The sequence below is a fragment of the Sphingobacterium composti genome, assembly GCF_009829075.1.
Taxonomy (GTDB): Bacteria; Bacteroidota; Bacteroidia; order Sphingobacteriales; family Sphingobacteriaceae; genus Sphingobacterium; species Sphingobacterium composti.
The window spans coordinates 78,609-93,097 of record NZ_WUQZ01000004.1; the positions used below are offsets into that span (position 1 = coordinate 78,609).

Below are 14,489 nucleotides of genomic sequence, written 5' to 3' on the forward strand. Positions count from 1 at the left end.
CAATTTCTTAGATTAAAAACTAAAATCAATTCCAAAAGTGTACGTTTTAGCAATTGGCGTCTGCCAGCCTCGTGTACTGTATTGATCTACTTCAGGATCAGCAATTTTGTATTTGCTGAATGTCAATAAGTTTGTCCCGTTAAAGAATAATCTTGCATTACTTATTTTAACATTATTAAGTACTGAAGCTGGAATAGTATATGCAAAAATTACATTCTTAAGTCTTAGGAAACTTGCATCATATAAATGTCTACTACTTACTTGGTTTACATCCTCTAAATCTCGTCCTGTAATAACTGGATAAGAACCAGACATTGTTTCTGGATTCCACGTATTGTCTACAAAATCTTGAGAGTGCATACGTTCCCAGTAATATCCATCATCCGCTACGTCTTTATTTGCTCCGTCGTATAAATCACCTCCAATTTTGTAATTGAAATTTAGACCTAGTGAAAAGTTTTTGTAATCAACATTAGAGTTTATACCACCATAAAACTTAGGAATAGCATTACCAATGACTACACGTTGAGCTTTAGTATATGTGTATGTAGCACCGCGACCGTTGTATTCGAAATCTCCATTGGCATTGTTCGGATCATTAACATACCATACATTTTTACCATTTGTTTGATCTACACCTGCCCATTCAAGTCCATAGAATGCAAGTGTTGACTCTCCTTCACGGTAAATGAAACGTGTTCTGGCGTCACCACCAGTTGGGTCGTTCCAAACTATTTCTTCTTCAGGACCACCATTTAATTTGATGACCTTCGAAGATAGGGTTGCTGCATTAACACTTAATGACCATTTCCAATCGTTTTGATTGATGATATCCGATCCAAGTAATATTTCAAAACCTTTATTGTTAATCTGACCTACGTTCTTAGTTGAAGAACTAAATCCTGTAACTAAAGATTGTGGTACGCTTTGCAATAAATCTTTCGTATCACGGTTGTAATATTCTACCGTACCAAATAATTTATTATTAAACAAGCCAAATTCTAACCCAAATGTTGTGTTATAGTTAGTTTCCCAAGTCAAATTAGGATTAGGAGAGTTAGCTAAACCACCTCCTGGTTGTTCCATATATTTATTGCCGTAAGTAGCTAGAGCTCTCCACGCGTTATTGCTTCCTGGTAAAGTACCATTCACACCGTATGAACCTCTCAGTCTTAAACTGTTGATGTCTGAAATATTTTCTAAAAATGATTCTTTTTTAAGATTCCAAGCTCCACCAATAGACCAAAAATCGCCCCATCTCACTTGTGGGCCTAATTTTGAAGAACCATCTTTACGGTATGAAGCGGATGCAAAATATTTCTCGTCAAAATTGTATTCTACTCTAGAAAGTGCAGAAACCATGCTATTGCCCCAGCTATATGCTTGTGCGTCTAATTTACCAGCAGTAGCAACAGTATATAGTGAAGAGCTTGGTAAATCTCTACCTGTTGCACGCATGTAATCTGTGTTATTCTTTTCAATTTCAAAACCTCCCAATACACTTAAATTATGTAGACCAAATGACTTGTTGAAATTAGCCGTAGTCGAAGATACAAGTTTTGAAAAATCAGTAGACATTTCATGTACGACACCTTTGTCCGATAATCCGTTAAAATGATTTGCAGTATAATGAAGATGATCTTTTGTCAAAGTTCCATCATATGACAATATCGTCTTAAGTGACAATTCAGGTAGCAATTTTAATGACAAATATGGGCTAGCCGCAATCCTTTTAGTTTGTCCATAATTATCCCATTCATTATTGTGATAAACCAAGTTTTGTGCTAAGGATCCAAATCTCCCAGTGATTGGTTGACCAGTTTTATAGTCTGTTGGATGATAAAGTCCCCACAGTAGATTTCGACTTTGCATTAACGGATTAGTTCCTAGATTTCTAGAATCATTTATACCTGTTAAGTCAGTAAATGCGAATGAAACATTAGCCCCAAACTCCAATAATGAACCTATTTTTTGCGTTAAATTGACACGACCATTATATCGGCTATAATCATTCAAGTTAATTCTACTTTTGTCTGTTGTATAACCTAGTGAAGTAAAATATGATGTGTTGTCATTTCCACCACTAATTGATAAATCATTTGTGTTGAATTTACCAGTACGGAAAAGAACTTTGTCCCAATCGAAATATTTACCTTCTCTATTTTCTATACCATCAGTTTTTCCCTTTATAGTTACATGTTCATACATGGAAATACCTTCGGTGGTTAATTCGTAACCATGCACACCGAATCCATTACTTGTAATTGCTGCTCCTGTACTCCAGTTGAATGAATTAAGGCGAAGAAGTGCTCGTCTGTTAGCTTCTTCTGCTGAGAATCCTGATGCAATACGCGAATCATACAGAATACTATAAAGCATATTTACTTGATCCTGTACATCTGCTTTCTCATAATTATCTGTAGCCCATTCTGGACTAACAGCTAAAGAACTTTTGAAATTGATTTTGGCGGCTCCAGATTTTCCTTTTTTCGTTGTAATGATAATTACCCCATTGGCTGCACGTGATCCATATAATGAGGCAGCAGCAGCATCTTTTAGTACAGTTACACTCTCAATGTCATTTGGATTTAATGTGTTCATCACATTATTGGTGGATCCAACATAATCAGATAATTGTGAGTTCTGACCAGATGTCACTGGTACACCATCAATGACATATAATGGTTCGTTAGACGCATTCATCGACCCAATACCTCGTATACGGATACTAGTTGATGACCCCGCTTGACCAGAAGGTGAAGTGATTTGAGCGCCAGGAACTTTTCCTATTAATGCATCTTGGAAAGAAGTTACAGGAACATCTTTTATGTCTTTCGAGCCTACAGAACTAGCGGATCCTGTAAAGTTACTTCTTTTGGTCGTACCGTACGCTACTACGATCACCTCATCCAGTTCTTGATCTATAGATGATAAGGAAATATTAATGGTTTTGCGTCCAGATACCTTTATTTCTTGAGAAGTGTAGCCTATAGAAGAAATAATTAAGGTTGCATTTTGATCTGCATTCAGTGTAAAAAGACCACTTGAATTTGAAGTCACGGCAACGTTAGTGCCTTTTACACTTACAGTTACTCCAGAGAGTGGTGAGCCATTTTGGTCCGTGATTTTTCCCGCTATGGGAATTTGCTGTGCATTCACAACTTGCATTCCACAAGCTAACATGACGCACATGGATGTGAGTAGATGTTTATTCATAATTATGGTAATAGAGTTATAAATAAATATATGTAATTAAACATTATTTTTCGAATTATTTTTTTATTTATTCAATAATATAGTGCGATTTGTGATTATTAATCTAGATAAATAGCGATTTTCCAAATTATAATCATAATTATTAGTGGTTTTAAGAATTGTTGATAATAGTGTTAGAAAAAATTAAAATACCAAGCTAAACCTAGCTTGGTATCACTTATTTTTATTTTAATCTAATCCCAATTCCTGGTCGGTCAGGAAGTATGCATTTTCCATTTTCGACTTTCATTCCATCGTAGATATCATTTCCAATTAACAATGCGCCATCCAAATCAGCCCAATCAACTAGAGGAGCTAATTGTGCCGCAGCGGAAATCGCACAAGACGTCTCTGTCATACATCCCAACATCACTTTCATATCTAGAGAACGAGCGAGCTCTGCCATTTGTTTAGCTTCTCGCATACCTGTACATTTCATCAATTTGATATTGATACCTGTATATACGCCTTGCAGTTTGGGAACGTCGACTAATCGTTGACAACCTTCGTCAGCAATAGTTGGGATAGGAGAGTGAGCTGTCAGCCACGCATTCTCATCAATCATTTCCTTTGGCATAGGTTGCTCTAGGAAAACAACATTTTTTTCATGAAGCCAATGTGCCATTTCTAAGGCTTCCTCTTTGTTTTTCCAACCTTGATTTACGTCAGCGCATAAAGGAACATCTGTCACCGAACGAATCGTATCGATAATCATTTTGTCAGTATCCAATCCCAATTTTACTTTCAAAATTTTGAATTGATCGGCTTCAGCTACTTTCTTACGAATCATATCTTCGCTATCAATACCAATGGTATAAGAAGTAGGTGGAATCAAATCAGGATTTAAGCCCCAAATTTTGTAAAAAGGCTGATTCATGATTTTGCCTAATAAATCATGCAACGCAATATCTAGTGCAGCCTTTGCTGCGGTATTTTTCTCAGCTATTTGATCTACATAACTAAGAATTTCAGCTGTTTGAAACGGTGATGTGAAGGCTGATAAATCAATTTTTCTTAAAAATTGCATTACACTTTCTTGCGTTTCGCCCAAATAAGGCGGCATACTCGCTTCGCCATAACCTACAATGCCGTCATATTCTAATTCAGTCAAAACAACAGGCGTGGTCGTGCGACTAAAAGATGCGACAGTAAATACGTGTCGCATTTCTAAAGTATAGGGTTTGAATCGTAAAGTAAATTTACCCATTCGGATAGATTCAAAATTTATAGTACTCATTAGTGGGCTGTATATTAATTGCTGTATGCTGTATGTTCTTTAATATTTTTTATCTGTGGGTCTTTTGAACCGATATATCTCTTCGCTGAAACTAACGTCCTTGTTTGGAAATCATCATAATTTGGTGCATTCTTTAGCATTGAATTAATTCGAACAGTACCCGCTGAATGGATAAATTCACCATTGCCGATATACAAAGCTACGTGAGTGATTCTAGAAGATCTTCCTCCAGCAAAAAATAATAAATCAGCTGGTTTTAGATTTTTTAAGGCTAATTCTTCACTAAATTTGCCATTTTCATCTAAAATTTGAACTTCATCGCCTGCCAAAACTTGTTGAGAAGCGTCACGTGGAATTACATATCCATTCATATAGAACGATGTTTTTGTGAATCCACTACAATCAACACCTTTTACAGAAGTTCCTCCCCATAAATAAGGTAAACCCATCATACTTTTCGCACTTTGAATAATATTCTCAGCTGTTAGGTCTCGATTATGTAACCATTTATCGAAAGTGACGGCTTCTTCTTTTGGAATAAAAGCTATTCTTCCATCTGGGTATTCTACTTCATAAAATTTCTTATGCTCCTTAGATAAGGATAAAATATTACCATAAACTAAGTCTGAAACACGAATGCTTTTTTGATCAGGTTTGGAATATGATTTTCCAAATTCATTCGTATAGATTATTTTTGGAGTTTTTTGCCATGCAACATAGGAGGAAGAATCCATCGCAGTTACCGAAGAAGTCGGGACCCAAGCTATATATCCTTCTGGAGTTCGCACACGGTAATCACTTCTAATTTTTTGTAAAAGATCAACTTTTGTTCCTAATAAGACTTGAGTAGCCAATTCTTCACTATGCCCTGGTTTGCTACGCAAATTTGCTACAGAAAGTTGGATAATTCCTTGCTTTTTATCTTGTACGGAAGTGTCAGGAAGTAATTGATAATTTACAAAAGGTTCAAATTTTTGTAATTCTTGCTTCAGAACGGGTACAACTTCCTTTTCTGTTGTTTGGATTGTATACTTATTATTTATAATGTCAACATTCACTAGCTCTAAAAGTTTCGTTCTTTTATCTGGTGCATATTTCGGTTTATTTGACTCTATAGTCTGTAGTATTGATTTGTATATCGTAGAGTCAGTCTGCGCATTTGTAAACTTCATACTACCCAAGCAAATGGCAAATGGTAAGCAAAAGTATGTAAAAGTGTTTTTCATAATTAAATAATTGTAACGCCTAAAATAACACAAAAAAATGCATAAAATGGCAATTTTTGTGGTGTTTTGTTAAATGTTTTTGCGTTTTTTGCTTTGTAAATAAGAAATAACTTAAAAATATATGAAAGCAACTTTTGGTGGTGGCTGTTTTTGGTGCACAGAAATCATTTTTTTAAATACTGATGGAGTTAACTCGGTATTACCTGGCTATATGGGAGGGAAAAGACAAAATCCCACATATGAACAAATTTGTTCGGGTGGTACTGGGCATGTCGAAGTCGTACATATAGATTTTGATGAGACGAAAGTATCTTATCAAGATTTATTAGCCGTATTTTTCAAAACGCATGACCCGACTACATTGAATCGTCAAGGAGAGGATGTCGGTACGCAATATCGTTCGGTAATATTTTATCACGATACTGATCAAAAAGAAGAGGCAGAAAATTTTATTAAAGGATTGGAGGAAGCAAAAATTTATGATAATACTATCGTAACTGCTGTCGAGGAAGCTGTTACGTTCTGGCCAGCGGAAGATTATCATGTGAACTACTTTAATCGCAATCCAGAAAATCCATTTTGTGCTGCCGTGATAGCTCCAAAATTGACTAAATATTTGAAATCTCTATAATTACAATTTGTGATTTACGAATTACGATTTTTAATGGTTTAGATTTAACAACAAAAATGGCTTGAAAATTTTCAAGCCATTTTTGTTGTTAAAATAATCCGATTTGTCCGTCATCCCTGATTTGGATATCGTCTGGATTGGTTATTTCTAGAGAAACATTAGAGTCTTCTTTAGTTCCTGAATTTACTTCTTCACTTTCATTTTTCGGTGGATTGCTGAAGTCAATTTCTTCCGTCAAAGATTTTACCGATTGCACATTGTGGAATGATAAACGATTTCCTTGTGCCTTGATTTTCTTAACATCAATCAATTCGTTTAAAGGTTGATCGATGATTTCTTCAACTTGTGACTTGCCTTTCAATTGTTTGATTTTGACAACAGGATTAGGGTTATTGGTCAATAAAATCAATTTCGAACCTGGTTCATCATTTATTAGCGATACGCGCTTACCGATTTGAATATCGTCAAATACGAAACGTTTTACGTAATAAGCTTCAGATTTTCCATCTTGATGAACTGCAGTGTAAATATGATTTGGATGGAACTTTTCAATACGAATCATTTTCTCGTCGAAATGATTGCTTAAGTCAAAGTTCGATAATTCATAAGAACCATCTTTAAATACCATAAGAATCTTGTCATCTCCATCAAATTCTCCCAAGTACTTGCCACGTTCATCAGCATTCAAGCGTTTCAGTACATCATCATACCAAATTTTGCGTCCTGCCAATGTGGAAACTCCCGCACTTTTGAACGTAATCTTCTTTACGGGATATTTTGAAACCAAGTTACCCATCGAACCTTTGCCCTTAATCGCTATTTCTGCAAAATCTAAGTCAAAAGTTAGCTTACGAAGCTTAGTATGTGGTTTCAATTGTACATTTACAACTTCAGCCTCGCCATTAGGATTTGCTGTAAAATATAGGATTTTTGAACCTTTCGTTTCTTTGGTTACATCGTAATCTTTTTCACGTGTAACAGCTGTCACGGCAAAACGTTTCACATAGGTATTTCCTTGTGTGCCATCTCGATAGATTGCGTTATAAATTGTACGCTCATCACCTTTTTTGAAAACGGCAACATGGATAATATCTTTGCCTACGAATACTTTGTCTTGTACTTTGACAACACTGTATTTTCCATCTTCGCGGAATACGATAATATCGTCAATATCAGAACAATCGGTGACGAATTCGTCTTTTTTCATGCCAGTTCCGATAAAACCTTCTGCTCGGTTCACGTATAATTTAGCATTAGCTAATGCCACTTGTGCAGCTTCAACTTTGTCAAATACACGAAGTTCAGTTTTACGTTCACGACCTTTTGCATATTTAGAGCGAAGATATTCAAACCATTCGATGGTGTATTCGGTCAGATGTTTTAAGTTTTTCTTTACTTCTTTGATTTCATCATTCAACGTCTTCATTTGCTCATCAGCCTTTTTTACATCAAAACGAGTGATGCTACTCATTGGCTTATCGATTAGCTTTTTGTAATCTTCTGGAAGAATTTCCCTATAAAACTGGTCGAAGAAAGGAGCGAATAATCCATTCAATACTTCTACTACAGTTTCAAAATTTCCTGCATTTTCATAATCTGGATGCTTGTACATTCCTTCTTGTATGAAAATTTTCAGTAGAGAGTTAAAGAATATTTTTTCTTGAAGTTCGTTCAGACGAATCTCTAATTCGCGTTTTAGGAGTTCTTTAGTTTGTAATGTGTTCTCTGTTAAGATATCATTGACACTCATGAAATGAGGCTTGTTATCTTTGATTACACACGTGTTTGGAGAAATAGAAGATTCACAAGAAGTAAAAGCATATAAGGCGTCAATGGTCACGTCTGGTGAAATACCAGGTGCCAGATGAATCATGATTTCAACGTCTTTGGCTGTGTTATCTTCGATTTTCTTGATTTTAATCTTTCCTTTATCGTTGGCAGAAACAATACTTTCAATGAGACTACCTGTTGTCGTTCCAAATGGGATTTCAGTAATCGCTAATGTCTTTTTATCTCGTTCTTCAATCTTAGCACGGACACGAATTTTTCCACCACGTTGACCTTCATTATAATTAGATACATCAGCGTATCCACCAGTAGGGAAGTCCGGATATAAATTTGGTCTTTCGCCTTTGAGTACTTGAATCGAACCGTCAATCAATTCGATAAAGTTGTGCGGCATAATTTTCGTTGCCAAACCAACAGCGATACCTTCAGCTCCTTGCGCTAATAACAAAGGAAACTTTACTGGTAAAGTGATAGGTTCTTTATTACGCCCATCATAGCTCAATTGCCATTCAGTAGTGTCAGGATTGAAAACTACATCGTTTGCAAATTTAGATAATCGTCCCTCAATATAACGTGGAGCAGCAGCTGAATCTCCAGTCTCTGGATCTCCCCAGTTACCTTGGCAATCTATTAATAGATTTTTTTGTCCCAATTGCACGATCGCATCCCCAATAGAAGCATCACCGTGCGGGTGATATTGCATGGTATGACCTACGACATTTGCGATTTTGTTAAATCTACCATCATCCTTTTCTTTGAATGAATGTAAAATTCTGCGTTGTACGGGTTTAAAACCATCATTGATATGCGGTACTGCACGGTCTAATATTACATAGGATGCATAATCCAAAAACCAATTTTCATACAATCCCGAAAGGGCAATTGTATTGCTGGCATGCTCGTTTTCAGGCGATGAATTATGATTCAGATTGTTCTCTTCTGGATTAATCGTTTCGTCAATCATCTACTTTTTATTATTTGATTGTTATACGGTTTCAAATTTTTGAATTTGGTAAAATTACAAATTTATATCTAATGGGAGTTATAATGTGGATATATAATATTGGGTTAAAATATGTGATTTTGTGTGTTTAAAATTGCTGATTTTTGAAATTCTACCATTCATTTAAAAATAATAAGAGCAATCTTGATTGCTCTTATTTGTGACTGTGTGATTTTAAGGCTTACCCCAATTTTTTTGAAAATTTTTATAAAGCTTTCATAGGGCTCAAAATTTATCATTGGAGATATATTGTGTGTTTAATATTCTTACAGCATTGAGAATAGCTATTAGTGATACACCAACATCTGCAAATACAGCTTCCCACATGGTTGCCAATCCTCCAGCACCTAATATGAGCACAATGGCTTTGACCACAAAGGCTAATGTAATATTCTGCCATACTACACTTTTTGTTTTCTTGCCAATCTGAATGGCCATTGGAAGTTTTGATGGTTTATCATCTTGAATAACCACATCAGCAGTTTCAATTGTGGCATCGGAGCCTAATCCGCCCATGGCAATACCCACATCACTTAAAGCAACTACTGGAGCATCGTTCACTCCGTCACCGACAAAAGCGACAGACTGGTTTTTTGATTTTATTTCTTTTAGTTTACTGACTTTATCTTCTGGTAGTAAATCCCCATAATACTGCTTGATACCTAGTTGTTGAGCTACATGTGCAACCACAGAGCTTTTGTCACCACTTAGCATAGTCGTATTTACGTTCAACTTAGCTAATTGTTCAATTGTATAAGCAGCATCTTCTTTTATTTGGTCTGCAATGGTGATGTAACCTATATATTTTTTGTCATACGCAATGGCGAGAGTAGTATAAACGATGTCTTGCGGGTTAGTATCATATTTAATATTATACTTATCCATTAATTTGAAATTCCCGACTAAGATTTCTTTATTATCTATTACAGAACGAAGACCATGTCCAGGTATTTCTTCTGTTTCTTGTATCTTGATATTGGAATCGACTTCTCCGACATAGTCGTGAATCGCTGTCGCAATAGGATGTGTACTGTGGTTTTCTACAGCATTTACAAGTTTTAATATATGCTTTTGGTCAGTTTCTGGTTGAAACACTATTTCCTGAACTCTAAATACACCTTCGGTCATCGTTCCTGTTTTATCCATCACAATGTGTTGAATATTTGCCAGCGCATCCAAATAATTAGAGCCTTTGAAAAGAATACCATTTTTACTGGCAGCACCAATTCCACCAAAATAGCCGAGTGGAATGGAAATAACTAAGGCACAAGGACAGGAAATGACCAGGAAAACTAACGCACGATACAGCCAATCATTAAATACATAGTTGCTCACAAATATAGCCGGAATTAAACATATTAAAATAGCTAATAGTACAACTATTGGTGTATAAATCTTAGCAAATTTTCTGATAAATAATTCTGTTGGTGCTTTTTGTGCTGTTGCATTTTGTACCAATTCCAGTATTTTGCTGAGTTTGCTGTCCTCATAAGCTGTCGTGACGCGAATTTGTATTACTGTATTGAGATTTATCATACCTGCCAATACAGCTTCTCCCTGTATCTTAGAGTCAGGTTTGCTTTCGCCTGTCAATGCTGAGGTATTAAAGGAAGCCGAATCAGAAATAAGTTCTCCGTCCAGTCCTAATTTTTCGCCAGGTTTCAGTTGTATGATATCTCCAATTTTTGTTTGCAGTGCTGGAATCGTTTTGGCTTGCCCATTTTCAAATATGGTCACTTCATCTGGACGTTGGTCTAATAGAAATTGTATATTTTTCTTTGCACGTGAAACGGCTAGTGTTTGAAAGACTTCGCCAACAGCGTAAAATAACATTACTGCTACTGCTTCTGGATATTCGCCAATAGCGAATGCTCCTACAGTGGCAATTGTCATTAGTAAAAATTCGGAGAAAATATCACCATTTTTTATGCTCACGAGAGCATCTTTGATAACTGGAAAGCCAACAATGGCATACGCTATGAGATACCATATAAAACGAATTGAATCTTTAAACCATCCTTGTGGTAACCAATTGTCAAATGCTATGGCTGTTAATAATAGTATAACGGATAACACTGGTGGAATAAATAAGCGCCAAGTATGTTCACCCTCGTGACTATGGTCATGCCCTTCGTGGTTGTGATCCTTATGGTTATCTAGCAATTCTTCAGCATTGGCATTTTGATACACTTTGTGTGTTTGTGTACAGCATAGTTGTTCTCCTTTATCATTATATGTATGTTGATGGCTCATGCTGTATTATTTTTTGATTATCTGTTTTTTGTGGTTTTTATATTGGTTTGATTAAAGATAAACATTATTTTCTGATTATTTTACATGTTAGACAGAAAGTTTCCGCTTGTTTAATAAATAAAGTTTTCATATTATTTTGCTAAAAAAATTAGTATTTTTGTCAGGGGTTTTTGAATAATAAGATGGATTGGCAAGATACTAAACGATTTGTAGCTCATTTGGATTTGGATACTTTTTTCGTGAGTGTAGAACGATTAAAGAATAGCCAGTTTGTGGGTAAGCCGCTCATTGTGGGTGGTTTGAGTGATCGTGGTGTGGTGGCAGCTTGTAGTTATGAAACCCGTAAGTTTGGTGTGCATAGTGCCATGCCGATGAAGTTAGCTTTGCGTCTTTGTCCGCACGCTATAGTGGTGCGTGGTGATTCGGATAGCTATAGTTATTACTCGCGTCTAGTCACGGATGTAGTAGCAGATACGGTGCCTGTCATGGAGAAGGCTAGCATCGATGAATTTTATGTGGATTTGACTGGAGTAGACCGTTTTTTCGGTTGCAGTCAGTTTATGGTTGAGCTCAAAGAACGTATTCGCAAAGAATCGGGATTACCGATTAGTTACGCTTTGGCTTCGAATAAACTTGTGAGTAAAGTAGCGACGGATGATGCTAAACCCGATGGTCGAAAGGAAATTGCACATGGTTTGGAGAAATCCTATTTGGCTCCTTTGCATATTGAGCGTATGCCCGGAATAGGACAGAAGACTTCTACTTTGTTGCAGCAGATGGGCGTTCGAACGATTAAAGTGTTGAGCGAAATCCCAGTTCCCATGATGCAAAATCTATTGGGTAAAAATGGAATAGATTTATCCCGAAAAGCTAATGGGATTGACCCGACGCCTATAGTTCCTTATTCCGAACAGAAAAGTATTGGAACGGAAGAAACGTTTCAGCAGGACACCATTGATTTGAAATTTCTAAATAGTGAAATCATTCGAATGACCGAAAAATTAGCGTTCCAATTGCGCCAAAGCGGAAAGTTAACTGGATGTATTACGGTCAAATTGCGTTATTCAAATTTTGACACAGTAAGTAAGCAAATGGTTATTTCGTATACAGCTTCAGATGCGGTGTTGATTCGAAAAGCTAAAGAATTGTTTGCGAAACTGTACGAAAAGAGAATGTTGGTACGGTTAATTGGCGTACGTTTTAGTCATTTGGTGCAAGGTTCTCAACAGATTAATCTATTCGAAGATACGGAAGAAGCTGTACGCTTGTACCAAGCGATGGATGCGATGCGTAACCGTTTTGGAGATGAAGTGGTAAAACGTGCAATTTCTGTTCCTAAACCTAATAAGGCTAATACGGGATAAGATTTTTTATTGTAATTTCTTATTACATGTTTTTAGATATCTCCCTACGGTTGATATGATGTAGTTAGCAACGTCTTTGCGAGGAACGAAGCAATCTAAAAATAATAAAATAGAATGTGTTTAGATTGCCTCGTCATGCTTCCTCGCAATGACGACAATATAAAGGTCATTCCGACAAAAGGAGGAATCTTACGGTTAGCGTTTATAAGTATTTAGATATCTCCCTGCGGTCGATATGATGTAGTTAGCAACGTCTTTGCGAGGAACGAAGCAATCTAAAAATAATAAAATAGAATGTGTTTAGATTGCCTCGTCATGCTTCCTCGCAATGACGACAATATAAAGGTCATTCTGACCATAGGAGGAATCTCAAAGTATTTAAAAGCAGTAGTTAATGCGTAAACTGATATTTCTTCTCGACTATGGTAAAATCCAATTCTTTCTTACTCTCTTCAAATAAAAGATAACCCTGCTGAATATTTTGCCAAAAAGCATAAGTTTCTTCGTTAACTTGTTCTTTGTATGTAAGCATATTTTCTTCAATCATTTCGAAAGGAAAGATATACACAGGAATATTTTGTTGTCCTGAATCTTTCGCCCAAAGGGCGTAAAGATATATTTCTTTCATGTATTCGTCGGTCATCGGCAGACAGCCAACAGTCATACATTTGCCATGAATAAAAATATCAGTACCTGTGTAATTATGCGCTAAATCAAATGCATTGGGATAATTCAGCCCTAAGGATAGATAGAATTTACTTTTGGGATTGAAACGATTAATATGATAAAATCCTTCAGGAACTTGTTTGTCACCCTCGGCTTTTTTAGGGCCTAATTTACCCGATCGTGCACAGATTTTGTATAGCTGTAAAAGTTTGTAGTGTTGTTGTTGCTTATGTTTTGCAAATAATTCTAACCTATCCAAATCCTTGTAAGCAACGAACAAAATGTCTAAATTGGAACTGTCTAATTGATGTTTTTGAAGATTATCTAAAACTAATTCACGTTTTTCTGACATAGCAGTTTGTACTCTGTCTTCATTTGTATTTAAAGAGGGTATGTGATTGCAATTCGTCATAATACAAATAAACAGTATATAAAATAAAGTTCTCACGATTGAATGCGTAATTTATACTTTGTCAAAAGATTGGGAAGACTTTGTAAGTCAAATTTTGCTCCAGAAATTCTATTTTTTTCGGGGTCTATTTGAAAATTATATGAAGTCGTAAAATTTGCTTTCTCCAATAAGGTGCGATAGAAGTTCGCTCGTTGTAAATCGCAATTATCAAATACAGCTTCTTTCAGTTCGGTATTTTCGAAATCCACTTCGTGCATACGGCAATTCGTAAAATGTGTCTTGTTGAGTTTTAATCCCGAAAAAGAACTATGGTCGATTATACATTCTTTGAATGAGAATCCCATATTAAACTTATTCGCCGTGGGGAAGAGTAAACCTAACATCTTACAATGGGTGAATTTGCAATCTTGAAACATGGTGTTTTCAATTTTGGCTAAACTGAGGTTGCAGTGTATAAATTCGCAGTCAATGAATTTACTTCCATTCAATTCTAAATTCTCAAAATTACATTTTTCAAATTTACAGTATTCGTATTCTGCAATTTCAAAGCCTTCGACTTGAAAATCTATTTTCTGAAAGGTTTTATCTTCTATAAGGTTCATTTAATGCTTAAGGTCAATCTGTGTAAAGAATATATGTAAGTCCTCATGCTGG

At 35.9% G+C, this 14,489-nt stretch carries 9 protein-coding genes; 2 read left to right on the plus strand and 7 right to left on the minus strand.

All coding sequences use genetic code 11. From position 1 onward, the window contains the following. Positions 1-12 precede the first annotated feature (12 nt). The 3 genes from GOQ17_RS04260 to GOQ17_RS04270 form a co-directional block, all read right to left on the minus strand. Entirely contained in the window at positions 13-3,216 is a 3,204-nt protein-coding gene (locus tag GOQ17_RS04260) for a SusC/RagA family TonB-linked outer membrane protein (protein WP_159635261.1), read from the minus strand. A 223-nt stretch (positions 3,217-3,439) separates the two neighbouring features. Beyond that, positions 3,440-4,492, minus strand: coding sequence for a dipeptide epimerase (locus GOQ17_RS04265; protein WP_159635264.1), 1,053 nt, complete (start codon positions 4,490-4,492; stop codon positions 3,440-3,442). Positions 4,493-4,506: 14 nt separating this feature from the next. Further along, positions 4,507-5,718, minus strand: a complete 1,212-nt coding sequence (locus tag GOQ17_RS04270; RefSeq protein ID WP_236537051.1) for a C40 family peptidase — start codon at positions 5,716-5,718, stop codon at positions 4,507-4,509. Positions 5,719-5,839: 121 nt separating this feature from the next. Here GOQ17_RS04270 and msrA point away from each other — a divergent pair, with 121 nt between their 5' ends. After that, the gene (gene msrA, locus GOQ17_RS04275; RefSeq protein ID WP_159635267.1) at positions 5,840-6,349 is read left to right on the plus strand and encodes a peptide-methionine (S)-S-oxide reductase MsrA; all 510 of its coding nucleotides are present in this window, start codon (positions 5,840-5,842) and stop codon (positions 6,347-6,349) included. 88 nt (positions 6,350-6,437) lie between these two features. Here msrA and GOQ17_RS04280 read toward each other — a convergent pair whose 3' ends face one another. Together GOQ17_RS04280 and GOQ17_RS04285 are read right to left on the minus strand one after the other, a co-directional pair. Further along, a complete protein-coding gene (locus GOQ17_RS04280) occupies positions 6,438-9,101 on the minus strand; it encodes a DNA gyrase/topoisomerase IV subunit A (protein ID WP_159635270.1) in 2,664 nt (887 codons plus the stop codon). 264 nt (positions 9,102-9,365) lie between these two features. After that, positions 9,366-11,393, minus strand: coding sequence for a heavy metal translocating P-type ATPase (locus tag GOQ17_RS04285; protein WP_159635273.1), 2,028 nt, complete (start codon positions 11,391-11,393; stop codon positions 9,366-9,368). A 182-nt stretch (positions 11,394-11,575) separates the two neighbouring features. Here GOQ17_RS04285 and dinB point away from each other — a divergent pair, with 182 nt between their 5' ends. Beyond that, positions 11,576-12,757 carry a DNA polymerase IV gene (gene dinB, locus GOQ17_RS04290; protein WP_159635276.1) on the plus strand — a complete coding sequence of 394 codons (1,182 nt, stop codon included), beginning with the start codon at positions 11,576-11,578 and terminating at the stop codon, positions 12,755-12,757. Between the two features lie 391 nt (positions 12,758-13,148). Here dinB and GOQ17_RS04295 read toward each other — a convergent pair whose 3' ends face one another. After that, complete coding sequence (locus tag GOQ17_RS04295; RefSeq protein WP_201288526.1) at positions 13,149-13,775, minus strand: L,D-transpeptidase family protein; 627 nt, start codon at positions 13,773-13,775, stop codon at positions 13,149-13,151. A gap of 92 nt (positions 13,776-13,867) precedes the next feature. After that, positions 13,868-14,437, minus strand: coding sequence for a pentapeptide repeat-containing protein (locus GOQ17_RS04300; RefSeq protein ID WP_159635283.1), 570 nt, complete (start codon positions 14,435-14,437; stop codon positions 13,868-13,870). Positions 14,438-14,489 lie beyond the last annotated feature (52 nt).